Genomic DNA, 22,254 nt, shown 5'->3' on the forward strand with positions numbered 1-22,254 from the left:
AACAGCCCATGACCAAGGCCAAACCGATGATGTTTCAAGCCCTTCGTTTGCGCGAACTGGTGCTCAAGAATCGCATCGTCATCTCTCCGATGTGCCAGCATGCCGCTGTGGCCGGACGCGCCACGCCATGGCACATGGTGCACCTGGGAAAATTCGCCCTGGGTGGCGCTGGCCTGATCCTCACAGAGAGCACAGCTGTGGATCCCAGGGGAAGAATCGGAACCGCCGACCTGGGTCTCTGGAACGACGAACAGATCGCTCCCCTGAAAGCCGTCGTCGACTTTGTGCATGAGAACGGCTCGGCGATCGGCGTTCAATTGGCGCACGCCGGTCGAAAGGCTGGAAGTCAGCCCCTCTGGGAAGGTGGCGCGGCACTCAGCGACACGCAGCTCTCCGCCGATGCCGAGCCATGGCAGCGTGTGGGCCCGAGTGCGCTACCGGCCGGGCCGGAATGGTCGACTCCTGTGGTTCTCGACGAAGTGGGCATCGCGGATGTGGTGGATCGATTCGTCCAGGCGACCGAACGGGCGAACGCCGCCGGCTTTGACGTCATCGAGCTGCATTTCGGACACGGCTACCTTGTCGCCAGTTTTCTTTCGCCGGTCGCGAACCGTCGGACCGACAGATGGGGTGGAGACCTTCAGGGACGTATGCGCCTCGCCCTGGAAATCGCAACGAAAGTGCGCGCCGCTTGGCCCGTCGAGAAGCCGATCTTCTGCCGGCTGTCGGCCGTGGACGGCACGCTCGACGGCTGGAGCCTCAACGACTCGGTACTTCTCTCCAAAGAACTCGTGCGGTGCGGCGTCGATGTCATCGACTGTTCGTCGGGTGGGCTGACCGAAGAGACGCGCGCCCTGCCGGTGCCTCGCGGGCTTGGCTTCCAGGTGCCGTTTTCAGAACACATTCGTCGGGATGCACAAGTGATCACCCAGGCGGTCGGAATGATCGTGGACCCACGACAAGCGGAAGACGTGCTTCTGGAAGGCAAGGCCGATCTGATCGCAGTGGGTCGCGAAGCGCTTTTCGATCCCTACTGGGCGCATCACGCGGCCCAGGCGCTGGGCGCGGATCCAACGTATGCGCTGTGGCCGGAGCGACATGGCATCTGGCTGGCCAAAAGGGCACCTGGCCTTGCCCGGGCTCGCGCACAGGCGGCCGAACACCTCTCGACTCAACCGCAACCGAACGGAGACCGGGGATGAACGTACGAATGGGCTTGATCAAGAAGAGGGCTGATTGGACCGGTGATGATTTTCGGGCCTACTGGCGAGAGCGCCATGGGGCTCTCGCCGCGCAGGCACCGAACCTTCGTGGGTACTGGCAGAACGCGGTGACCGACCGCCTTCAACGCGGTATTGATTTCACACGTGGCCCTTGGGAATTCGACGGATTCTCCCAACTTTGGTTTGACGATGCTGCTCAGGCGAATCAGGCTTTCGGCCAAAGCGCCATCGCAGCGGACCTGATCAAGGATGAGGCCCATTTTCTGGACGGCCTTCATGTCGTCACAGCCGAGCAGCGTGTGGTCATTCCTGCACCAGCCGCCGCTGAGCGCCAAAAGCTCCTGAAGAGAATGTCCACGTTGAAGCGTCGCGAGGATGTATCCGAAGACGACTTTCGACGGGAATGGATCGTTCACGGTGAAAGGGTGAAGCGGATGCCCGGTGTGTCCGCCTACAGGCAAAACGTCATCATCGGCCGAGAGGCGAAAAAAGGGACGGAGTGCACCTACGACGAGTTGCCCATCGACGGGATCGTCGAACTCTGGTTCGAGAGCTCCGAAGCGCTTGGCGCCGCGTTTGCGTCTCGAGCCGGGCAACAAACGATGGCACACGCCAGGACTTTCCTGTCCGAGATCACGGCATTCGTCGTAGAGGAACACTGCATCAAGTAAGCAGCCCATCTTCGAACCCTGCTTCCTGACCCGGGTCCGGTTCGGTTCGAGCCGCCCACGCCGGCGCTGGCCAGTTGGACCGCCGCTCGATGGAAGGGCTGAAAGCCCACGTCTATCTGGACACCCATTTGAAATAGACAAGCTCTGGATCTCCAACGTCGAGATTCTCGATGGTGCCGCTCGGTGCAAAACCGGCCTTTGTGAAAAGACGCTGCGCCACCGTGTTCGAGCTGTTCGTCGATGCGAAGAGTTTTTTCGTTCGACAGTGCTGCTCTGCGGCGACCAAGAGCTGCAGACCAAAACCGTGACCTCGACGGTGGCCCGGTACGCAGACGAGCGGAATGAAGCCATTGCCGAAGAAGCTGTATTGCAGGAGGACGAACCCCACGGCTTCCGATGCCACTTCCGCGACAAGGCAAGACTGTGTTTCCAGAGCGAATCGGAGCTCCTCTACACGGCTTTCGTTCGACTGGGCGTAGCTATCGCATTGGAGCAGGACGTCGAGCTCGGATCTCAGAGCCGGGCGGACCACGATCGAGGATGGTTGCATGAATGAAATTTTGCATCGAGAGGTCACCATCCCGTCGTTCTCGGGACTGTGATACCCGTCGGCCGCCTGCTTGAGCGGTGCGGGTCGATCCGACAGGGCCGAAACTGGCGATTTCGCCGCCGAGAAACAAGGCCTGCGCGCGTCGGCACGCGCAGGTGCCTGGTATCGACTCAAGGCGTCGAAGCCTTTGCAGGCTGCAACGCCTCCAGCACGAAACGCGTCGGCCCGCTGGCGCCGCGTTCGGTGACCGCCAGACCCAGTTGCCGCCAGAGCGCCGGGCTGAGCGGGCGGACGGCGATGCGGGGATCGCGCGCGGGCTCGTGCGATTCCTGCGGCAGCAGGGCCGCGCCATAGCCGGCGGCGACCAGGGTCCTGATCGCGTCGTTGTAGTTGAGCTCGATGCGCGGCCGGCAGTGGACGCCGGCCGCGGAGAACCATTCCGCGGTCAGCCGGTAAAGACTGGTGGAGGCGTCGTTCATGATCAGCGGGCGCTGGGCCAGCCACTGCGGCGTCAGCCGCCGGGGGGCCTGCCAGGCGGCCGGCAGAAAGGCGACGACCGCCTCTCGTCGCAGGGGCGTGACATGGACGCCGCGCGCCGGCGCCTGCGGCAGCGCCACGATCGCCAGGTCCAGGCTGCCTGCCGCGAGCCGGGCCATGCTGTCGCTGGAGGTCAGCACCTGCACGTTCACGTCGATGCCGGGATGGTCCCGGGCCAGACGTTCGAGCGCAGGCGGCAGCAGGTGCGCCATGGCACCGGTCGAGGCCCCCACGCGCACGCGGCCCGTCTGGCCGGCGAGCTGGCGCCGCACGTCCTCCACGGCATCGTCCGCATCCGCCAGCAGCCTGCGGGCACGCGCGATGAAGCCCTCGCCCAGGGCGGTCGCTTGCGCGGGGCCTCGCCCGCGCACGAGCAACTGGCCACCCAGGCGCGACTCCAGTTCCGCGATCTGAACGGTGACGGTCGGGGCCGCCAAATGAAGGGCGCGCGCGGCATTGGCCAGGGACCCGAGGTCGGCGATGGCGACGAGGGTGCGCAGATGGTCGAGGCTCAGTTCTCGCATGGCGCTAATTTAACTTTTCTTAATCTCGACTTCCATATATTTAGCTGGAGCCATCGCGGTCCTGTCCCTACGATTGCACGCCATGGACCTCAATATCTTCATCGACGGCGACCAGGGCACCACCGGCCTGGACCTGCAGAACCGGCTTCAGGGTGGGGAATTCCGCATCCGCACCTTGCCGACAAACCTGCGCAAGGATGCGTCTGCCCGCCGGGCCGCGCTCAACGCGTGCGACATCGCCATCCTCTGCCTGCCCGATGCCGCGGCGCGCGATGCGGTGGCGATGATCGAGAACCCGTCGGTGCGCGTCATCGACGCCAGCTCGGCGCACCGCACCAGCCCGGGCTGGGTCTACGGCCTGCCGGAGCTCGATGCGCAGCAAGGCGAGCGCATCGCCTCGGCCCTGCGTGTCACCAATCCGGGCTGCTACCCCACGGCCGCCATCGCCCTGCTGCGGCCGCTGACGGACGCGGGCCTGCTGCCCGTCGACTATCCCTTGGTCATCCATGCGGTCTCGGGCTATTCGGGTCAGGGCAGGGCGGGGGCGGAAGCGCACGAAGCCGGGGCCGGGGCGCATTCGCTGACGGTCTATGGGCTGGCACTCGAGCACAAGCACGTGCCGGAGATCGAGGCCTATGCCGGCCTCGCGCAACGGCCTCTTTTCGTGCCTGCCTATGGCAGCTACCGGCAGGGCATCGTGCTCACCATCGGACTGCACGCGCGAATGCTGCCCGCCAATGCGTCCGGTACGCGCATCCACGAATGCCTCGTAGAGAGGTACCGCGATGCGGCGCATGTGCGCGTGCTGTCGATGTCTTCTGCCGCGCCGATGACCGAGCGCGATCCGCAGGTCCACAACGGCAGCAACGACATGAGCCTGGCCGTCGCCTGCAACGAACGCACGGGTCAGATCGTCCTGAGCGCGGTTCTGGACAACCTGGGCAAGGGGGCCGCGGGTGCGGCCGTGCAGAACCTGCGCCTGATGGCGAGGGCTTCGCAGCCCGCGTCTTGAATCCGACGCACGGGCGCAAGGCGTGCGGTCGGGTGAGCCGTTGAACACGGCGCCACTCGACGCCCGAGCGTGACCGGCCACCCTGGCGCGGCGGCGGCAGCGTCGCCATGGCCTTGCGCGCTTCGGCCTGAGACTTCTGCTCACTGCCGGCACACGGTCGGTGACGATCGACCCCGAAAAAAAGCCCGGCGCTCCTGAGAGCGGCCGGGCTCGGCGCGTCAGCGTCGAACGCCGATCACCTCTTCTTGCGTGTCGACGCGCGCGTGGCGCCCGGTGCCGAAGTCTGCGACGGTGCCGCGGCGCCGTCCACGCCCAGCCGGCCGCCGCCGCCCAGGCCCTGGCCCCTGACCGACTGCGCCTTGTAGTTGCGCAGCGCCACGACCATCTGGTTGAACGCATCCATGAACGCGGCGCTGATCACCTTGCCCTGCGCGGTGTTGGTGTAGCCGCCCAGGCCGCCCGCGGCGGTGCCGCCGAAGACCTGGCCGAAGCCGCCGAAGTCGGTCTTGGACGCGCTGCCTTCCGAGGCCGCGACCTGCACGCCCGAGCGGTTGTCGATCAGCGTCAGCAGCGTGCTGGCTTCCTTGGTCTGCAGGTTGCCGCCCACGGCCGCGAGCACGCCGCCGTAGCGGCCGCCGACCAGGCCGCCGAGCGACGCACCCATGCCGCCGGCATTGCTGTTGTTGAACACGATCTCGGGCGACAGGCCGTAGTCGGATGCGACCATCTGGCCGCCGCCGAAGTTGCTGCCGCGGCGGATCTCGCCGGACTGCATCAGCGCGCGTTCGCGCGTCATCGCGTTCATGCCGGCCGCGCCGCGCTCGACCACCACGAAGCAGTTCGATTGCTGGATCAGCAGGCGAAGCAGGTTCGCCGTTGGTGGCAGCTTGTACTCGTTGCGCAGGATCGTGTACCAGCCCGCCGACTGGTTCTCGATCAGCGAGACGGTGCCCAGCGGCGAATCGCATTTCTCGAGCGCGCTGTGGGTGTTGGCCGTGGCATCGCCCGCGGCCGCGCCGGTGGCAACGGTCTTGGCGCCCTGGGCGCCCATCTGCATGTCGGTGGTCTGGCAGGCGGCGAGCATCGCCAGGCCGGCCAGCACCGCGGCGGTCCGCGTGAAGCGCTTCAGGTGCGCAGGATGTCGCGAAACAGTGGGCATGCTCAGAACCCGAAAGCGCTGCGCACGCCGCACAGCAGCCCGCTGCAGGCGGTCGGCGTGACGTAGAGCGTCTTGATCGCGCCGCTCGGCAGACCCAGGTCTCCGATCAGCACCGCGCCGTTCGCCCCCTGGGCGTTGGCCTGCGTGACCAGATCGTTCGCGTTCGCCGCGCTCGTCAATGCGGCGTAGCTGAAGGTGGCGGATTGCGTCGTGTCCTTTTCATAGAGGGCGCGCATGCCTTCGTTGCCGAAGATGTAGTCGCTCTTGAAGCGGAAGCCGCGCGCGCCCTGGGCTTCGAGCTGTGCCATGAATTCGGCATCGGTCGTGGCGCTGGGCAGCACTTCGACGTCGTACGTCGCGGTGCTCTGCGAGTCCTTCTGGAAGATGCGCACCGTCTCGTTGCCGACGATCAGCGAGCTGCCGAGGTGGTAGTAGCCCTCTGCGCCCTGCGCCTTGTCCTGCGCCAGCAGCCCGGCGATGGTGTTCCCGGCCGGTTCCGGCAGCACGCGGTAGCTGTAGGTCGAGCTGCTGCCGTTGTCCTTGCGGTAGATGGCGCCCCGGGTGTCGGGACCGGCATAGCTGAAGCCGCGCGCGCCCTGCGCATTGAGCTGCTGCTGCAGATCGGCAGCAGTGCCCGCGTTGGACGGCAGTTCGAAGCTGTAGGTGGTGGTGTGGCTCTTGGCGAACAGCACCGAGAGGTCGTAGTTCGTCGTGCCGGTGCTGTAGATGATGCCGCTGACGTAGTTCCAGCCGTTGGCACCTTCGGCGCTCAGCTGCGAGAGGAAGGACGGGTTGGCCGGCAGGGCCTGGTAGCTGATGGTTTGCACGGCCGGAGCCGGCGCCGGTGCTGGCGCAGGGGCCGGTGCGGGGGCCGGTGCCGGCGCGGGGGCTGGGGCTGGAGGAGGCGTCAGTCCGATGCCGTCGCCACCACCGCCGCCGCCACCGCACGCGCTCAAAACGACGGCGGTTGCCGCGATCCACAGACTGCTTTTCATGGAGAACTTTCAGGAGAGAGATGCCCTTGCCGGGCGGGCCCGAAAGTTAAGCGGTGCGCGCTGGATTCGCCAGTGCCGAAAGTCATGTTTCGGCGGTGAGCGCACGCCGCAGCGCCGCGACGTTGACCGGTTTGAACAGCATCGGGACGCCCGATTCGCGCGCATGCCGCAAGGGCTCCGGTGCGGTCTCGCCGGTGATGAGCAGCAGGGGGCGTTCGATGCCGAAGCGCCGGTGCAGGCGAAGGCCGACGTCGAGCCCGTTGACGCCGTCGGGCAGGCGGTAGTCGCAGATCAGCATGTCGGCCTGCTGCGCAGGCACCTGGGCGCGGCTGAGTGCGTCCACGGCGCCCTGCTCGTCGCAGACCGCCACCACCTCGATCGACCAGGCGCGCAGCAGCACGGTCATGGCTTCGCGGATGTCGGCCTCGTCGTCGATCAGCAGCACGCGCCGGGGCAGGCGGCCGGCCGGACGCGCGGCCAGCGCGACCCGGGCGCGGGCTTCGGCCAGCGGCAGCGAGATGCGGAATCGGCTGCCGCGCCCGGGCCGCGAATGCAGTTCGACCGGATGACCGAGCAGGCGCGACAGGCGCTGCACGATCGACAGGCCGATGCCCAGGCCGCGCGCACGGTCCCGGCCCGTGTTGCCGACCTGGTAGAACTCCTCGAAGATCCGGTCGCGCTGGTCGGGTGCGATGCCCGCGCCGGTGTCCAGCACGTCGATGCGCACCGTGCGGCCGTGCGCGCGCGCCGTCACCGTGACGCCGCCGCGCTGGGTGTACTTGATGGCGTTGTCGATCAGGTTCGACAGCATGCGCGCCAGCAGCTGCGGATCGCTGTGCACCCAGAGGCCGCTGGCGCGCAGGCGCAACTGCAGATCCTTCTGCTCGGCTTGCGCCGAGAACACGTGGTTGAGCGACAGCAGCAGCGCATCGATCTGCACGGGCTGGAATGCGGGCGTGACCACGCCGGCGTCGAGGCGCGACACGTCGAGCATGGTGTCGAGCGACTTGCCCAGCGCGTTGACCGCGCGCATCAGGCGCTCGGCGTTGCGCCCTTCGGGGCGGTTCTGGAGCGCGCTCTCGAGGGCAGCGCCGAACAGCGCGACGGCGTGCAGCGGCTGGCGCAGGTCGTGGCTGGCGGTCGTCAGGAAGCGTGTCTTCTCGGCGCTCGCGCGCTCGGTGGCCGCGACCTGTTCGCTCAGGCGCGCGGCCAGGGCCTCGTTCTCGAAGCGCAGCAGCAGCGCGTCGGTCAGCTGCCGGTGCTCCTGCACACCGACCCGCAGCATCAGCGTGAGGTTGATCGTCGCGAAGGCGGCAAGGAACCAGTGCACCCCGCCGCCGTGCACGATCAGTGCGGCGATGAGCCCGGCCAGCATCGGCAGCGTGTGGCCGTACATTGCGGCCGTGAGCGGTCGCAGCGACTGCACGGCGCGCGCGCAGTTGCCGAGCATCACCACCATCAGCACCGCGGTCACGGCGATGTTGCCTGCGGGCACGAAGAGCCAGGGTGCCATGGCGTCGGCCAGGCCCATGAGCGTGACCGCGACCGTGATGCGCCGCACCCATTGCGGGCTGTCGGCGGCCGGCGCCGCCGGCGTCCAGCGCGGTGCGAGCGCCAGGTAGCCGTAGAGCGCGAGGTGCAGGCCGACGAAGGCGATCACCGCGGGATCGCGCAGCTGCAGGTACAGGAAGCCGCCAAGCACCAGGATGAACACCACCCTGGAAATCAGCGTGGCGTTGTAGATGTAGTAGACCGAGGCGACGTGCTCGCGCAGCACGCGCTGGTCGAGCGCATCGTCGTCGGCGTTGCCCGCACTGCGGGCAGGGAGAGGCTTGCCCACGGGCCGCGGCCTCAGCGCAGCTGGCTGATCAGCTGCGCCCGCGAACGCACGCCGAACAGCAGCAGCAAGGTCGAAACATGGTTTTTCACCGTGCCTTCGCTCAGATGGGCGAGCTGCGCTATCTCGCGGTTGGCCTTGCCTTCGAGCAGCCATTGCAGCACCTCGAGCTGCCGCGGCGTGAGTTGCTCCAGGGCCTCGGGCCGTTCGGCCGGCGGCGTGGGCGACACCGGCCCCGCTGCCGCCGCCAGCCCGATGGCGGCGCTCTGCACGTCGAGCAGGCCGCAGGCGCGGATGAAGCTCACCACCTCGTTGAGGTCGGCCGATTTGGGCAGGAAGGCGACCGCGCCATGGTCCAGCGCGCCGCGCGACTGCGTCGTGTCGACGGTACCGGAAAGCACCACGATGCGAGCCGAGGGAAAGCGCGTGCGAAACGCGATCAGGCCTTCGAGGCCTTGCGTGTCGGGCAAGGCGAGGTCGAGCAGCACGAGGCCGATCGCGTCCTCCGCGGCCGCATAGAGGGACAGCGCGTTGGCCAGGGTGTCGGCTTCGAAGACCTCGGTGGCCGATGCCGGATCGGTGGCCTGCGACTGCACCAGCGCGCGCACGCCCAGGCGAACCAGGTCGTGGTCGTCGACGACCAGGATCGCGCGCGGCCGTGCCGGGGGTGGAAAGTTGTCGGCGTGCGGGGCCGCAAGGGGAGACGGGATCGTTTCGGTTCGCATTGCGAACCATGTTAGCGAAGCACCCGGCACGCGGAAGTGCCGGAAGTCATCTCCGGTGCGCGGACTTTCGCGCCTTCACGCGTGGTCGTCGTCGCCGACAGGGTCGGCGTCCTCGTCCTCGACGGCGGGCGCGGGCTTCACGAATCCGGCCGCGTTCTCGTCCGCGCCGGGCTGTCCCGCGCCTTCCGCTTCTTCCTTGTCGACCTGCGCCGCGCGGCGCTGCGCTTCGGTACGGGCCTGTTCGATCTGCTGCGCACTCTGCGCGAGGTCGTCGGTCGTGGAGGACTGCATGGCTGGCTCCTTGGTTGTCGCTCAGTGAAGCCGGCCCCTCGGTTCGCCGGTGTAGGCGCTGGCGCATTCACCGGGTAGCCCGCGCAGGCCTCGATGCCTCGGCTTCGTGACGACAACCCCTCCAAGACGGCCGGCTGCTGAGGTCAAAAGTAGGAAGGGATTTCCATAATGAAAAGATATTCCACTTCTCATACGATGCCGCATCAGGTTCTTCCAGGCATCCCACGAGGGCGATGGAGGTTTCCGGGTGTTCTTTCGCCGCCTGCGTTGCCCGGCAGGCGGCGAAACCTTCTGGCCACTCGCTTCCGGGCGACTGCATCGTCATCGAAAAAAGGAGACTCTCTTGAAACCCATGGACTCGTTGAGCTTCAGGCTCGCATTCACGGCCGCCGCGGCGCTGGCCATCGCGGCATGCGGCGGGGGCAGCGGTGGCGACGCGCCGATCACCGTCGCGCCACCCGTCGCCGTGGGACCCACCGATCCGGCTGGCCCGACCGATCCGGGAGGCACGCCGCCGGTCACGCCGACCGACCCGGTGGCCGAGGCCGAGGACAAGAGCTTCGACCCCTACTACAACGTCTGTCGCGGCACCGACGCCAAGTGCTACAACAACTGGGGTGCATTTGCCACGACCCCGGACCGCGTGCTGATCTACTCGCGCACCGCCGGTCCGCGCCACGCCAATCTGGGCACGCCCATGGGCACGGGGATGAATCCGACGATGAACCCCGACAACGTGATGCAGGCCGGGCTCGTGCGGATGCTGGCCGAGGCGGGCATCACCGCGGACTGGACCGAAGACGTCGCGATCCTCGGCAGCCGCATCAACAACTACAAGGCGATCATCTTCGCGAGCTCGAACCGCGACACCTTGTGGAACGGCGCGGTGACGACGAGCAACGATGCGGCGCGCACCGCATTGCGCAACTACATGCGCCGCGGTGGTGGCTTCGTGGGCCTGCACAACGCGTTCGGCGCGGAATACAACTGGCCCTACTACGAAGGCCTGCTGGGCAATGCCAACTTCTACAACCACGGACCCAACCGGGCGGGCGATGTGGAGATCGTCGCGCAGGACCCCTCGACCGACGGCGTTCCGGCGCGCTTCACCTTCCAGGACGAGTGGTACAACCTCGCGCCTTTCCCGACGAACGTGAAGTTCCTGGCCAAGGTGGACACCTCCACATTGCTGCCGCTGACCTCGGCGCCGCATCCGGGACATGCGGGCTTCCATCCGGTCGCCTGGTGCCAGTACTACGACGGCGGTCGCGCCTGGCTCTCCACGCTGGGCCACAACGCCCACTCGTTCACCGCGAACTCGACCGGCCCTGGCGCGGACGCGTTCCAGAAGCTCGTCGTGCAGGGCGTCAAGTCGGCCATGGGCCTGACGCCTTTCTGCACCGACTAGCCGCCCCATCGCTGCCGTCGCATGGAGCGCGGCAGCGGGGTTCCACCCATTCGAGCGGCGCTCGTCGCGTGAAGAGACATCCATGAAACTCAAATCTCTGGCAGCCCTGCTGCTGTCGTGCGGCGTCATCGCATCGCCGCTGCTGCTCCACGGCTGCGGGGGCGACGACAACGCCACTGTCGGTGTGGGCGCGGGACCCGGCACCGGCAGCGGACCCGGTCCCGATGGCGGCACCGCGCCCGTCGAGCCCACGCCGACGCCTGCGATCGCGGCAGCGCTCGACGACTGCTGCACCCCGGGCGACAAGGACTTCCCCAAGGTCGGCGGCAACCTGGGCAACCAGAACTACTCGATGCTGCAGAAGGTCGGCAAGGCGGAGGTCGCGCAACTGGGCGGCGCCTGGGTGAACCGCATCGAAGGCGGGCTGACCACCGGCACCAACCAGAGCACCACGGTGGTGGTCGATGGCGTGATCTACATCGAATCGGCGCTGGGCAACGTGATCGCGGTGGACGGCAAGACCGGCGTCACCAAGTGGAAATGGAGCACGCCGCATGGCACGGTCACGCGCCGCGGCGTGGCCGTGGCCAAGGACCTGGGCCTGGTCTACACGCTCGCAGCGGGCAACCGCCTGGTGGCGTTGCGCAGGGAGACCGGCGAGGTGGCCTGGACCAAGCAGTACCCGGGCAGCACCGACAGCGGCTTCGTCGGCGCGGTGCAGAAGGTGGCGCTTGTCTACCACGACAAGCGCCTCTACATCGGCACCAACGACGGCAACCGCGGCGCCGCCTTCTCGGCCGACGCGACCACCGGCGACGTGCTGACGGCGTTCTGGGGCGTGCCCCGTGTCGGCGAGCCCGGCTACGAGACCTGGGGCAATGCGCCCGAGACCGACCGCACCGGCGCCACGCCGTGGATCCATCCGGCGATCGATCCCGAACTCGGCCTGGTGTACTGGACCTTCGGCAACACGCGGGGCGGTTCGTCGCAGAACGGCTCGACGCGGCCCGGCCTCAACCTCTTCGCCAACTCGATCGTCGCGCTCGATCTCAAGACCGGCGACTACAAGTGGCACTTCCAGTCGGTGCACCACGACATCTGGGACATGGACAACGTCATGGCGCCGGTGCTGGCCGACGTGCAGATCGAAGGCCGCCCGCGCAAGGTCGTGATCTACGGCAGCAAGACCGGCATGTACTACATCCTCGACCGCAAGGACGGCAGCGCGCCGCTGGGCATCGACGAGGTCCCGGTCAAGCAGGACGTGCGCCAGGCCACCTGGCCCACCCAGCCCATCCCGCGGCAGGGCGCCTGGACCGAGACCTGCGTGGTCGACCAACCGCTGGGCACGGCCATCCCCGGCGACCCGAACCGCGCGGTGCCCAACTACGCGATCGGCTGCCTCTACGACCCGCACTGGGACGTGCCGACGCTGTCCGCGCCAGGCCACGGCGGTGGCGCCAATTGGAACCACCAGTCCTTCAGCCCGACCACCGGCCTGGTCTACACCGGCACCGGCTACGTGGCGGCCGCCCACTCGCTGACCGAGGCGTCCAACGGCCTGCGTCCGCCCGGCGAGTACATGACCGGGGGCATCGTCGCGGTCGACCCGGGCACCAATCTGGTCAAGTGGAAGAAGCACATGCCGTACTCGCTCGCGCATGGCAACGGCATCCTGACCACGGCCTCGCGACTGCTCTTCATCGGCCAGCCCGACGGCAACCTGCTCGCGATGGACGGCGACAACGGCAACGAGCTGTGGCGTTTCCAGACCGGCGCGGCCATCAGCGCGAGCCCGGTGACCTACGAGATCGACGGCGAGCAGTATGTCGCGGTGTATGCGGGAGGCACCGGCATCCCCTACGGCGATTCGGCGGCGCGCGGCGACTTCCTGTGGGCCTTCAAGGTCGGCGGGCAGGTGCCGCCGGCGCCGACGCCGACGGCGCCGACCGTGCGCCGTCCGGTGTCGGGCAGCGCGGTGGAGGGGACGGCACTGCCATCGCCCAACACGGTCTTCCTGGGACGCGTGCCGACCCCTGCCAACGCACCGGGCGCGACCGAGTCGACGGCAGTGAATGCGATGACGCCGACCTGGATGCGCGTGCCCGTCAACACCGCGGTGACCTTCACCAACCCCGCCGGCAATGTGCACACGCACTGCGCGACCCAGTTCTTCGAAGGCCGATTCAACTTCAAGCTGGCACCGGGCGTGTCGGCGGTCCACACCTTCGACACGCCGGGCGAGTACTTCTACAACGACTGCCACAGCCCGCGGCCCACCGGCAAGATCGTCGTGTATTGAGGCGTGTCGCCTCCGCGTAATCGTTCCCGCGGCCTCGGTTCACCGAGGCCGTGTGCGTTCAGGCCGCGCGTTTCCTGAGCAAGGCCGAAGCGCCGCTGGCGCCTGTGAGTTGCCGGGTGGTGCTGAGCAGCGCAGGCGCGAGCTCGAGCATGCGCTTCTCGGTGAGCCGCACCAGCGGCCCGGCGATGGTGACCACGCCGATCACCGTGCCCGCGTTGTCGCGGATCGGTGCGGCCATGGCGGTCATCGCGGGTGCGAACACCTCCACGATCATGCTGAAGCCGCGCTGGCGCGTGGCCTTCAGATGGCTCAGCAACGACTTCACCGAGGTGACGGCGCGCGGCCCGAAATCTTCCGGCTTGCCGAAGCCCTGGCGGGCGACGAGTTCGAGCGCGCGCTCGTCGCTCATCGTCGACAGCCAGGCGTGGCCGGCCGAGCTGCAGGACAGGTTCACCGAGAGCCCCATGTCCGGGTCGTAGCGCAGTCCGCGCGTGGCACCCTGCGCCTTCGCCACGAAGATCAGTTCGTCGCCATCGACCACGCCCAGGCGCACCAGTTCGCCCGATTCGGAGGCCAGGCGATCGAGCAGCGGCTGCGCGATGTCGACCACGCCGCTGGCACTCAGGAAGCCGAGGCCGAGCGACACCAGCTTGATCGTCAGCACGTAGTCGCCGTGGCTCTGGTCCTGGCGCACATAACCGCAGCGGATCAGCTCGGACAGCAGCCGGTGCGTGGCGCTCAACGGCATTTCGAGTTCGGAGGCCAGCGTCGACAGCGCCTTGCCGTCGGGGTGGGCAGCGAGGTGCTCCAGGACTTTCAAACTTCGCTCGAGGATGCTGCTCATCAGGGTTCTTTCTGTCGGTGTCTCGCCAGCCGCCGTGCGCTGCCGAGATGGCTCGTCGCAAGGGGTCGCCGCCACTGTATCAAAAGGCCAGGCAAAAGGGTTTTCACTGTGGAAAACATTTCCGTTTACTTCTAGCATCGGACCGTCCCGACCTTCCGCAGGTCGCATCCATCCGATCTCACCAGGAGCATCCCTTGAGAAAAACCGCCAGCCTGATGGCCGCCGCCGTCCTGACCACTTTGTTGGCCCTGCCCGCCGTTGCGCAGCAGGAGCGCGTGATCCGCTTCGGTCACCTCAACAACGCCGATCATCCGGTGAGCTTCGGCGTGAAGCGCTTCGCAGAAATCCTCGCCGCGAAGAGCGGCGGCAAGATGAAGGTGCAGGAGTTTCCGGCTTCGCAACTCGGCAACGAGATGCAGCAGCAGTCCGCGTTGCAAGGCGGCGTACAGCAGATGTCCGCGCCCGCGACGACCTCGCTGGCGGGCATCGTCAAGGAGTTCGGCCTGGTCGACTTCCCGTTCGCGGTGAGCACGTTCGCGCAGGCCGATGCGCTGCTCGATGGCCCGCTCGGCCAGGCGCTGATCGCGAAGCTGCCCGAGAAGGGTCTGGTCGCGCTGGGCTACTGGGACCTGGGCTTTCGCAACGTGACCAACAGCAAGCGCGCGATCACCAAGCCCGAGGATCTCGACGGCCTGAAGATTCGCGTGATTCCCAACCCGGTGTTCCTCGAGACCTTCAAGGCCTTCAAGGCGAACCCGGTGCCGATGCCCTTCGCCGAGCTCTACGGCGCGCTCGAAGCCAAGGCCGTCGACGGTCAGGAGAACCCCTACGCGGTGATCCTGTCGAACAAGTTCTTCGAAGTGCAGAAGTTCGTGAGCGCGACGAACCACGTGTACGCCGCGAACATCGTGCTGGTGAGCAAGAAGTTCTGGGACTCCCTCACGCCCGCGGAGCAGAAGATGATGAACGACTCGGCCAACGAGTCACGCGGCTACCAGCGGCAAGTGAGCCGGGCCGCGGCGCATCGCGCAGTCGGCGATCTGCAGGCCAAGGGGCTGCAGTACAACGAGCTCGCACCGGCCGAACAGGCGCGCATGCGCCAGATCGCCAAGCCGGTGATCGACAAGTTCTCGGCGAGCTACGACGCCTCGATCGTGAAGCTCTACAACGACGAGCTGGCGCGGATCCGCAAGTGATGCCGACTGCAGAGCGCCCCATGAAAATACTTGTTCTCCACGGCCCCAACCTCAACCTCTTCGGTCGGCGAGAGCCGCACATCTACGGCCGCACGACGCTGGCCGAGATCAACGAGCGACTTCAGCAGCTCGCGGCCGAGTTGCATGTCGAACTGGCCATCCTGCAGTCCAACCACGAGGGCGCGCTGATCGATTTCCTGCATGCGCACATCGACACCGCGCAAGGCGCGCTGGTCAATCCGGCCGGCCTCACGCAACACGGCGTGCCGCTGCACGACGCGATCAAGGCGATGCCCTTTCCTACGATCGAGGTCCACATGTCGAACATCGCTGCGCGGGAGGCCTGGCGCGCGCATTCGATCATCTCGCCCGCGGTCAAGGCGACGATCCAGGGCCTCGGTCCGATCTCCTATCTGGCCGCGTTGCGCGCGCTGGTGCAGACCGTCAACGAAACCGCGGTGTGAGCGGATCGAAGGGCAGGACATGAACCGATGGGTCGATGGCGTCTGCAAAGGAATCGATGGGCTCATCGCTTTCATGCTCGCGTTGATGGTGGTGCTGGTGTTCGGCAACGTGGTGTTGCGCTACGGCTTCAACTCGGGCATCACGGTGTCCGAGGAACTGTCGCGATGGCTCTTCATCTGGATGACCTTCCTGGGCGCGGTCGTTGCGCTCAAGGAGCACGGCCATCTGGGCGTGGACATGGTGGTGCAGAAGCTCTCGCCGCGCGGCAAGAAGATCTGCCTGGCGCTCGGGCATCTGGTGATGCTCTACATCGTCTGGCTGCTGTTCCTGGGCAGCGTGGCACAGGCGCGCATCAACTGGGACGTGACCGCTCCGACCACCGGTGCGCCGATGGCGATCGTCTATGCAGCCAGCATCGTGTTCTCGGTGCTGGCGGCCATCGTTCTCGCGCTGGACCTGTACCGGATGCTCACCGGCCAGCTCAGCGATGCCGAGCTGGTGATGGTGCAGGAGTCGGAAGAGGCGGTGCAGCTGCAGCAGATCCTCGGTGAGGCGGCCCGCTCCCACGCGCCATCGGCTCCCCGTTCCGGACCTCGTTCATGACCCTCTTCATTTTCGTCGGCTCGCTGCTCGCCGCCATGGCGCTCGGCATCCCGATCGCCTTTTCGCTCCTGGCCAGCGGCGTCGCGCTGATGTGGTACCTGGACCTGTTCGATGCGCAGATCCTCGCGCAGAACCTGATCGGCGGAGCCGACAGTTTTCCGCTGCTGGCGGTGCCCTTCTTCATGCTCGCCGGCGAGATCATGAATGTCGGCGGCCTGTCCAGGCGCATCGTCGACTTCGCGCTTGCGCTGGTCGGGCACGTCAAGGGCGGCCTGGGCTACGTGACCATCATGGCGGGTTGCCTGCTGTCGGCGCTGTCGGGTTCGGCGGTGGCCGATGCCGCGGCGCTCACGGCCTTGCTGCTGCCGATGATGGTGACGGCCGGCCACGACAAGCCGCGCGCGGCCGGCCTGATCGCGGCCACGGGCGTCATCGGCCCGGTGATCCCGCCGAGCATCGGCCTGGTGATCTTCGGCGTGGCGGCCAACGTGTCGATCTCCAAGCTCTTCCTCGCGGCCATCGTGCCGGGCCTGCTCATCGGCGGTGCGCTGTGGGTCACCTGGGCGTGGCTGGTGCGGCGCGAAAAGCTCGTGCCGCCGCCGCGCAAGTCGGGCGCGGAGATCGCGCTCGCGTTCCGCAAGGCACTCTGGGCGCTGATGCTGCCGGTCATCATCCTGGTCGCCCTGCGCATGGGCGTCTTCACGCCGACCGAGGCCGCGGTGGTGGCCGCGGCCTATGCGCTGTTCGTCTCGACGGCCGTCTACCGCGAGCTCAGCTGGCGCGACCTGTACGGGATCTTCGTGAGCGCGGCCAAGACCAGCGCGATCGTGATGTTCCTGATCGCCGCGGCGATGGTCAGCGCCTGGCTCATCACGGTGGCGGACCTGCCGTCGAAGGTGATCGCCTTGCTGCAGCCTTTCATGGACAACAAGATCCTGCTGATGTTCGCGATCATGGTGCTGGTCATGGTGGTCGGCACGGCGATGGACATGACGCCCACCATCCTGATCCTCACGCCGGTGCTGATGCCGGTGGTGAACGCGGCCGGCATCGACCCGGTCTATTTCGGCGTGATGTTCATCATCAACAACTCGATCGGCCTCGTGACACCGCCGGTCGGCACGGTCCTCAACGTGGTGGCCGGCGTCGGCAAGATCTCGATGGACGACGTGACGCGCGGCGTGATCCCGTTCATGCTGGCCGAGTTCGCCATGATGTTCCTCATGGTGCTGTTCCCGGTGCTGGTGACCTGGCCCGCGAAGCTGTTCGCGGGTTGACGGCGTGGCGCCGGGCCGACCCTTCGGATGCCGACCCCCGTCCGCAACCTCAGGCCCGGCCCCGCTCGCTGGGCGAGAGGCCGAAGCGCTTGCGGTAGGCGGTCGCGAAGTTCGTCGCATGGCGGTAGCCCACGAGCCGGGCCGCCGCCTGGACGCTCAGGCCTTGCGCCAGCTGCGCGTGGGCGAGTGCCATGCGCCGCTCGTGCAGCCACTCGAATACCGAGCATTGGTAGGCCGCGCGGAACTTGATCCGCAGCGTGCTCGGACTCATGCAGGCGAGGCGCGCGAGTGCCTCGAGCGTGTGAGGCGCTTCCGGCGTCTCGTGCAGGCGTTCGCGCACCCGCTCCAGCAGCCGACGGTCGCGCGCTGAGAGTGGCGATCTGCCGCTGCCGGGCGCCACGGACGCCGCCGGCGCCAGCGCATGGGCGAGCAGTTGCAGGCCGACGCCTTTGCACAGCAGCGTTTGCAGCGGGCCGTCCCATTGACCCGCCACCACCTGCTCGATGGCCTGTACCAGGTGCGGGGGAACCGGCCAGTGCCCGAAGCGCCGGCTCGGGGCGCGGATCGCAGCCGTGATCAGTTCGGCCAGTTGCGGCTCGTCCGTGAACAGCACGCCGCTCGCGGACGCGGAGACGTTGATGCTGCGCAGCCGCTGGCGCGCCGGGTGGATGCCGGTCATCGAGACGGCATCGCCATAAGCGGCACTCGTGCCCCCCTGCGCGAGCATCGGCACGCGGTCGCCACTGCCGAGCGCGGCCTGCGCCTGGCCCTGGAGCATGACGATGGCCGAGAACTGCGGGCGCGCGACCGAGATGGCCTCGTAGTGGTGGTGCGCCACCACGTCCGAGGCCACCAGCGTCAGGCCCGGGCCGAGCGTGTGTGCCTCGACCCGGCCTTCGGCGATGCACAGGGCCGCCGGATCGCGGGGCGCGCCAGACAGGAAGGGCAGGCGGTAGCGGAAACCGGCGTCGTCGCCCAGGCGGTCGAAGTCCGCGGCGCTGAAGCGCTGCGGCGGGGCGGGGCTGCTCATGCGGCGGCCATCGGGGGCGCCGCACTTTCGGTGTCCGGCATAGCTTTGCTGCGTTTCGGCATAGATCGGCACATCCGCGAATGGTAACAATTCTCATTTGCCGCCAAACCATTCACACCCGCCGTTCCATGTCGCCTGTTCTTCGTGCTCCATCGCCGTCTCGTCGGTCCTCCCTTGCCCTTCTGTTCGGCATGGCCCTGCCTTTTGCGGCACAGGCGGAGGCGGAGGCGCAGGCCCCGGCTGCGACGCTGTCCGAAGTCCGGGTGACCGACACGGCCGTCGCGCCCACGACCGAGGGCACGCGCTCCTACACGACGGGAGCCGCGCGCACCGCCACCGGCCTGCAGCTCTCGCCACGCGAGACGCCCCAGTCGGTGAGCGTGGTCACGCGGCAGATCGTCGAGGACCAGGGGCTGCGGACCACCGGCGACATGCTCGACAGCGCGACCGGCATCTCGATCACGCGCAGCGACGCCAACCGGCTGTCGGTGTCCGCGCGCGGCTTCGCGATCGACAACTACCAGTTCGACGGCCTCACCAGTCCGGTGCTGTCGCCCTGGACCTTTGGCGAGAGCAACCTCGACACGGCCCTCTACGACCGGCTCGAGGTGGTGCGCGGCGCCACCGGGCTGATGACCGGCGCCGGCAATCCTTCGGCTGCGATCAATTTCGTGCGCAAGCGGCCATTGCGCAGCTTCGCTGCATCGGCCGGACTGGCCGTGGGCAGCTGGAACTACCGGCGCGCCGAGGCGGATCTGTCGGTGCCGCTCACGCAGGACGGGCGAATCCGTTCGCGCGTGGTGGCTGCGCAGGCGGACGGCGACAGCCACACCACCTTTCTCGGCAACCGCGCCAGCACCTTCTACGGCGTGCTGAGCGCCGACCTGACGGCCCGTACCGAACTCACCGTGGGCCTGAGCCGGCAGGACAACCTCACGCGTGGCTTCGGGTCGGGCTTCCCGCTTTTCTACACCGACGGCCGCCGTACCGACTTCGACCGCTCGGTGGCCAGCAACACGAAATGGGCGCGCGCCGAGACCGATGCCTCGACCGCCTTCCTCGATCTGACGCATCGCTTCGCCAACAGCTGGACGGCCCGCCTGGCCTACAGCCAAGCCACCACCGACATGCTGATGAAGCATCTGTACCGCGGTGGCGCGGTCGACGCGGCCACCGGCGCGATGAGCGCGGCGCCTTCGTACATCCAATACGAAGGCGAACTGCGGCGCCGTGCCGCCCACGCCACGTTGGGCGGCCCGCTGCGCCTTTGGGGGCGCGAGCATGAGCTGTCGTTCGGGTGGATGGCTTTCGACGATCGCCTCGACCTGCCGCAGTACCGCGCGCTGACGCAGCCTGCCGTCGGCAGCTTCTTCGACTGGCGCCAGGACCGCATCGCGGAGCCGCTCTGGTCGCCCTTGCCGTCGCAGGCGGACACGCTCCGCGCGCGCCAAAGCGGCACCTATGCGGTAGGGCGCTTTTCGCTGGCCGACCCGCTGCATCTGATCCTGGGCGTGCGCGTGAGCAACTGGCGCACCGACCAGAACTACTTCGGCGCGATCCGCAAGTACGCGCATCGCCACCGCGTCACGCCGTATGCGGGGCTGCTCTACGACATCGACGACACCTACACCGTCTACGCCAGCTACACCGGCATCTTCAAGCCGCAGAACAACCGCGACACGGCCGGTGAGATCCTGGATCCGGTGATGGGCAAGAGCGTCGAACTCGGTCTCAAGGCCGCCTACGCGGGCGGCCGCCTCAACGGCGCGTTCGCACTGTTCCAGACCCGGCAGGACAACCTGGCCCAGGCCGTTGCCGGGCAGACCGCGGGCGGTGTGCCCAACACCCAGGCCTATCGCGCGGTGGCCGGTGCGAGGGTCGAAGGCGTCGACATGGAACTGAGTGGCGAGCTTGCGCGCGGCTGGAACCTGGCCGCCGGCTACACCCATTTCCGCGCGCGCGATGCGAGCGGCGAGGCCATCAACACCGGCCACCCGCGCAGCCAGTTCAAGATCTTCAGCACCTACCGGCTCACCGGGGCATGGCATCGGCTGACGTTGGGCGCTGGCGTGAACTGGCAGGGGCGGACTTACGAAAGCGTCATGGCGCCGCCGGGCAACCGACGTACCGTGGTCGAGCAATCGGGCCATGCGCTGGTCGACCTGATGGCGCGCTACGAGGTCAGCAAGAACGTCACGGCCACGCTGAACATCCACAACCTGTTCGACCGCAAGTACTTTTCGCAAATCGGTTTCTACAACCAGGGCTGGTACGGGGCGCCGCGCAATGCGCTGCTGTCGCTGCGCGTGCAGTACTGATGCGCAAGCGGCATCGCCAGCGCGTGGATCAGCTAGCGGAGCGCGACGATGAACAGCCGCGGGAAGGGCAGCAACACCGTGCCGTCTGGCAGCGGCGGGTAGGCCTCGGTAACCGCCGTCAGATAGCGGGCCAGGAAGGCCGACTTCTCGTTTGCATCCAGCGGCCCCAGGTAGGGGCGCAGGGCCGAGCCCTCGAACCACTCGACCACCGCCGACGGGCCGCCCGCCAGGGGGTGGAAGTAAGTGGTGCGCCAGACGTCGACATGGCTGCAGTGCGGCCGCAGCAGCTGGTAGTAGAAATCCGCGCTGTGCCGCGCGGGATGTTTGATCGCGCCGATCTTGCCGGCCCAGGGGCCGTCCGCCGCCGTCTGGCGCGCGAGCCGGTGCGCGGGCTCCTCCAGGTTGTCGGGCGTCTGGATGGCCAGGCTGCCGCCGGGCGCCAGCTGCTTCGCCAGGTGCGGGTACAGCGTCGCATGGTCGGGCAGCCACTGGAGCGAGGCGTTGGCCAGGATCACGTCGAAGGGCTCGGTCGGACGCCAGTCGCCGATGTCTGCCAGCGCGAAGTCCAGGCCCGGCAGCCGTTGGCGCGCGGCCGCCACCATGTCGTCGGAACTGTCGACGCCGCTCACCCGCGCCTGTGGAAAGCGCGCGGCCAGCACTTCGGTGGAATTGCCCGGGCCGCAGCCCAGGTCGATGGCGCGATGCACCGCCTGCGTGGGGATGGCGGCGACCAGGTCGCGGACCGGGCGGGTGCGCTCCTGTTCAAAGGTCGCGTACTTCTTGGCAGACCAGGTCATCGTGGGTTCCTTCGGGTGGATTGACTTGGGCTGCAGCGTAAGTCGGCCGAGCGATGATTTCAATTGCCAGGAATGACGAGCTGCCATACCGAATGGGGTGGTGCAAGAGGCGGCGGCCGAGGCCGTCCCTGCGGGGGCGGGATCAGGGTGCTTCACGGGAGCCGAAGACCGCAGTCCCTACGGCGGCTCACGCCGAATCGCAATCCGTGAAAACCTTGGCAGCTGTTGGTTGTAGAACTTTTAACGACTGTCACCAAACGTGCATTGGGCACTACGATGACTGCATGTCTTTCCCGAACCCCGACTCCTCCGAATTCGCAGCCCTGATGGACTTTGTCGCCACGGGCGGCCGCGAGCGAAAGGAACTCGAGGCCTACCGCGATCCCGAGGCCCTGAGTGCGGAAATGCTGGCACCGCGCGCCCGCGCCATGACCGTGAGCCTGGTGACCATCGCCAAGGCCGTGATCGGCCGGCCCTAGATCGGCCGGTC

The 22,254-nt window shown here is 67.5% G+C and carries 21 protein-coding genes; 11 read left to right on the forward strand and 10 right to left on the reverse strand.

Annotation, left to right across the window (positions count from 1 at the left end):
• Window positions 1-8: 8 nt before the first annotated feature.
• Window positions 9-1,202, forward strand: coding sequence for an NADH:flavin oxidoreductase/NADH oxidase (locus ACSFBC_RS15335; protein WP_435511208.1), 1,194 nt, complete (start codon window positions 9-11; stop codon window positions 1,200-1,202).
• An 8-nt stretch (window positions 1,203-1,210) separates the two neighbouring features.
• On the forward strand, window positions 1,211-1,894 hold the full coding sequence (locus tag ACSFBC_RS15340; protein ID WP_435511209.1) for an EthD domain-containing protein: 684 nt from the start codon (window positions 1,211-1,213) through the stop codon (window positions 1,892-1,894).
• Between the two features lie 112 nt (window positions 1,895-2,006).
• Here ACSFBC_RS15340 and ACSFBC_RS15345 read toward each other — a convergent pair whose 3' ends face one another.
• Window positions 2,007-2,618, reverse strand: coding sequence for a GNAT family N-acetyltransferase (locus ACSFBC_RS15345; protein WP_435511210.1), 612 nt, complete (start codon window positions 2,616-2,618; stop codon window positions 2,007-2,009).
• On the reverse strand, window positions 2,615-3,505 hold the full coding sequence (locus ACSFBC_RS15350) for a LysR family transcriptional regulator (RefSeq protein ID WP_435511211.1): 891 nt from the start codon (window positions 3,503-3,505) through the stop codon (window positions 2,615-2,617). Before ACSFBC_RS15350 ends, ACSFBC_RS15345 begins: the two co-directional genes overlap by 4 nt.
• A gap of 82 nt (window positions 3,506-3,587) precedes the next feature.
• Between ACSFBC_RS15350 and argC the strand changes: the two genes are divergently transcribed.
• Window positions 3,588-4,517 (forward strand): N-acetyl-gamma-glutamyl-phosphate reductase, encoded by a 930-nt coding sequence (gene argC / locus ACSFBC_RS15355; RefSeq protein WP_435511212.1) that lies wholly within the window; start codon window positions 3,588-3,590, stop codon window positions 4,515-4,517.
• A 235-nt stretch (window positions 4,518-4,752) separates the two neighbouring features.
• On the opposite strand, the gene ACSFBC_RS15360 is transcribed toward argC, so the two are convergent.
• The 5 genes from ACSFBC_RS15360 to ACSFBC_RS15380 form a co-directional block, all read right to left on the reverse strand.
• Window positions 4,753-5,601: a CsgG/HfaB family protein gene (locus ACSFBC_RS15360; protein WP_435511735.1), complete on the reverse strand. Its 849-nt coding sequence runs from the start codon at window positions 5,599-5,601 to the stop codon at window positions 4,753-4,755.
• A 77-nt stretch (window positions 5,602-5,678) separates the two neighbouring features.
• On the reverse strand, window positions 5,679-6,671 hold the full coding sequence (locus tag ACSFBC_RS15365; RefSeq protein WP_435511213.1) for a hypothetical protein: 993 nt from the start codon (window positions 6,669-6,671) through the stop codon (window positions 5,679-5,681).
• A gap of 82 nt (window positions 6,672-6,753) precedes the next feature.
• Window positions 6,754-8,511: an ATP-binding response regulator gene (locus tag ACSFBC_RS15370; RefSeq protein ID WP_435511214.1), complete on the reverse strand. Its 1,758-nt coding sequence runs from the start codon at window positions 8,509-8,511 to the stop codon at window positions 6,754-6,756.
• 11 nt (window positions 8,512-8,522) lie between these two features.
• On the reverse strand, window positions 8,523-9,233 hold the full coding sequence (locus ACSFBC_RS15375; RefSeq protein WP_435511215.1) for a response regulator transcription factor: 711 nt from the start codon (window positions 9,231-9,233) through the stop codon (window positions 8,523-8,525).
• A 75-nt stretch (window positions 9,234-9,308) separates the two neighbouring features.
• Window positions 9,309-9,524, reverse strand: coding sequence for a hypothetical protein (locus tag ACSFBC_RS15380; RefSeq protein WP_435511216.1), 216 nt, complete (start codon window positions 9,522-9,524; stop codon window positions 9,309-9,311).
• Window positions 9,525-9,876: 352 nt separating this feature from the next.
• Between ACSFBC_RS15380 and ACSFBC_RS15385 the strand changes: the two genes are divergently transcribed.
• Window positions 9,877-10,932 (forward strand): ThuA domain-containing protein, encoded by a 1,056-nt coding sequence (locus ACSFBC_RS15385; protein ID WP_435511736.1) that lies wholly within the window; start codon window positions 9,877-9,879, stop codon window positions 10,930-10,932.
• A gap of 82 nt (window positions 10,933-11,014) precedes the next feature.
• Window positions 11,015-13,234 (forward strand): outer membrane protein assembly factor BamB family protein, encoded by a 2,220-nt coding sequence (locus ACSFBC_RS15390; protein ID WP_435511217.1) that lies wholly within the window; start codon window positions 11,015-11,017, stop codon window positions 13,232-13,234.
• Between the two features lie 58 nt (window positions 13,235-13,292).
• On the opposite strand, the gene ACSFBC_RS15395 is transcribed toward ACSFBC_RS15390, so the two are convergent.
• Entirely contained in the window at window positions 13,293-14,078 is a 786-nt protein-coding gene (locus tag ACSFBC_RS15395) for an IclR family transcriptional regulator (protein ID WP_435511218.1), read from the reverse strand.
• Between the two features lie 215 nt (window positions 14,079-14,293).
• Here ACSFBC_RS15395 and ACSFBC_RS15400 point away from each other — a divergent pair, with 215 nt between their 5' ends.
• The 4 genes from ACSFBC_RS15400 to ACSFBC_RS15415 are packed head-to-tail and all read left to right on the forward strand — an operon-like array spanning window position 14,294 to window position 17,619.
• The gene (locus tag ACSFBC_RS15400) at window positions 14,294-15,274 is read left to right on the forward strand and encodes a TRAP transporter substrate-binding protein (protein ID WP_435511737.1); all 981 of its coding nucleotides are present in this window, start codon (window positions 14,294-14,296) and stop codon (window positions 15,272-15,274) included.
• A gap of 20 nt (window positions 15,275-15,294) precedes the next feature.
• Window positions 15,295-15,738, forward strand: a complete 444-nt coding sequence (locus ACSFBC_RS15405) for a type II 3-dehydroquinate dehydratase (protein ID WP_435511219.1) — start codon at window positions 15,295-15,297, stop codon at window positions 15,736-15,738.
• Window positions 15,739-15,757: 19 nt separating this feature from the next.
• Entirely contained in the window at window positions 15,758-16,342 is a 585-nt protein-coding gene (locus tag ACSFBC_RS15410) for a TRAP transporter small permease (RefSeq protein WP_435511220.1), read from the forward strand.
• The gene (locus ACSFBC_RS15415) at window positions 16,339-17,619 is read left to right on the forward strand and encodes a TRAP transporter large permease (RefSeq protein WP_435511221.1); all 1,281 of its coding nucleotides are present in this window, start codon (window positions 16,339-16,341) and stop codon (window positions 17,617-17,619) included. Before ACSFBC_RS15410 ends, ACSFBC_RS15415 begins: the two co-directional genes overlap by 4 nt.
• Window positions 17,620-17,668: 49 nt before the next feature.
• On the opposite strand, the gene ACSFBC_RS15420 is transcribed toward ACSFBC_RS15415, so the two are convergent.
• Window positions 17,669-18,649 (reverse strand): helix-turn-helix transcriptional regulator, encoded by a 981-nt coding sequence (locus ACSFBC_RS15420; RefSeq protein WP_435511222.1) that lies wholly within the window; start codon window positions 18,647-18,649, stop codon window positions 17,669-17,671.
• Between the two features lie 128 nt (window positions 18,650-18,777).
• Here ACSFBC_RS15420 and fauA point away from each other — a divergent pair, with 128 nt between their 5' ends.
• The gene (gene fauA / locus ACSFBC_RS15425; RefSeq protein WP_435511223.1) at window positions 18,778-20,967 is read left to right on the forward strand and encodes a TonB-dependent alcaligin siderophore receptor FauA; all 2,190 of its coding nucleotides are present in this window, start codon (window positions 18,778-18,780) and stop codon (window positions 20,965-20,967) included.
• Window positions 20,968-20,999: 32 nt separating this feature from the next.
• Here fauA and tam read toward each other — a convergent pair whose 3' ends face one another.
• The gene (gene tam / locus ACSFBC_RS15430; RefSeq protein WP_435511224.1) at window positions 21,000-21,764 is read right to left on the reverse strand and encodes a trans-aconitate 2-methyltransferase; all 765 of its coding nucleotides are present in this window, start codon (window positions 21,762-21,764) and stop codon (window positions 21,000-21,002) included.
• 284 nt (window positions 21,765-22,048) lie between these two features.
• Here tam and ACSFBC_RS15435 point away from each other — a divergent pair, with 284 nt between their 5' ends.
• Complete coding sequence (locus ACSFBC_RS15435; protein WP_435511225.1) at window positions 22,049-22,243, forward strand: hypothetical protein; 195 nt, start codon at window positions 22,049-22,051, stop codon at window positions 22,241-22,243.
• The last annotated feature ends 11 nt before the right edge of the window (window positions 22,244-22,254 follow it).

This window comes from Variovorax frigidus, assembly GCF_051216515.1.
Classification (GTDB): Bacteria; Pseudomonadota; Gammaproteobacteria; order Burkholderiales; family Burkholderiaceae_C; genus Variovorax.

What these genes read in the sequence shown, in the direction of transcription:
- ACSFBC_RS15435 (WP_435511225.1), top strand. Translation starts at nt 22,049, where the DNA reads ATGTCTTTCCCGAACCCCGACTCCTCCGAATTCGCAGCCCTGATGGAC.
- ACSFBC_RS15410 (WP_435511220.1), top strand. Translation starts at nt 15,758, where the DNA reads ATGAACCGATGGGTCGATGGCGTCTGCAAAGGAATCGATGGGCTCATC.
- argC (WP_435511212.1), top strand. Translation starts at nt 3,588, where the DNA reads ATGGACCTCAATATCTTCATCGACGGCGACCAGGGCACCACCGGCCTG.
- ACSFBC_RS15380 (WP_435511216.1), bottom strand. Translation starts at nt 9,524, where the DNA reads ATGCAGTCCTCCACGACCGACGACCTCGCGCAGAGTGCGCAGCAGATC.
- ACSFBC_RS15420 (WP_435511222.1), bottom strand. Translation starts at nt 18,649, where the DNA reads ATGAGCAGCCCCGCCCCGCCGCAGCGCTTCAGCGCCGCGGACTTCGAC.
- ACSFBC_RS15400 (WP_435511737.1), top strand. Translation starts at nt 14,294, where the DNA reads ATGGCCGCCGCCGTCCTGACCACTTTGTTGGCCCTGCCCGCCGTTGCG.
- ACSFBC_RS15385 (WP_435511736.1), top strand. Translation starts at nt 9,877, where the DNA reads ATGGACTCGTTGAGCTTCAGGCTCGCATTCACGGCCGCCGCGGCGCTG.
- tam (WP_435511224.1), bottom strand. Translation starts at nt 21,764, where the DNA reads ATGACCTGGTCTGCCAAGAAGTACGCGACCTTTGAACAGGAGCGCACC.
- ACSFBC_RS15335 (WP_435511208.1), top strand. Translation starts at nt 9, where the DNA reads ATGACCAAGGCCAAACCGATGATGTTTCAAGCCCTTCGTTTGCGCGAA.
- ACSFBC_RS15405 (WP_435511219.1), top strand. Translation starts at nt 15,295, where the DNA reads ATGAAAATACTTGTTCTCCACGGCCCCAACCTCAACCTCTTCGGTCGG.
- ACSFBC_RS15390 (WP_435511217.1), top strand. Translation starts at nt 11,015, where the DNA reads ATGAAACTCAAATCTCTGGCAGCCCTGCTGCTGTCGTGCGGCGTCATC.
- ACSFBC_RS15360 (WP_435511735.1), bottom strand. Translation starts at nt 5,601, where the DNA reads ATGCTCGCCGCCTGCCAGACCACCGACATGCAGATGGGCGCCCAGGGC.
- ACSFBC_RS15365 (WP_435511213.1), bottom strand. Translation starts at nt 6,671, where the DNA reads ATGAAAAGCAGTCTGTGGATCGCGGCAACCGCCGTCGTTTTGAGCGCG.
- fauA (WP_435511223.1), top strand. Translation starts at nt 18,778, where the DNA reads ATGTCGCCTGTTCTTCGTGCTCCATCGCCGTCTCGTCGGTCCTCCCTT.
- ACSFBC_RS15395 (WP_435511218.1), bottom strand. Translation starts at nt 14,078, where the DNA reads ATGAGCAGCATCCTCGAGCGAAGTTTGAAAGTCCTGGAGCACCTCGCT.
- ACSFBC_RS15350 (WP_435511211.1), bottom strand. Translation starts at nt 3,505, where the DNA reads ATGCGAGAACTGAGCCTCGACCATCTGCGCACCCTCGTCGCCATCGCC.
- ACSFBC_RS15375 (WP_435511215.1), bottom strand. Translation starts at nt 9,233, where the DNA reads ATGCGAACCGAAACGATCCCGTCTCCCCTTGCGGCCCCGCACGCCGAC.
- ACSFBC_RS15340 (WP_435511209.1), top strand. Translation starts at nt 1,211, where the DNA reads ATGGGCTTGATCAAGAAGAGGGCTGATTGGACCGGTGATGATTTTCGG.
- ACSFBC_RS15415 (WP_435511221.1), top strand. Translation starts at nt 16,339, where the DNA reads ATGACCCTCTTCATTTTCGTCGGCTCGCTGCTCGCCGCCATGGCGCTC.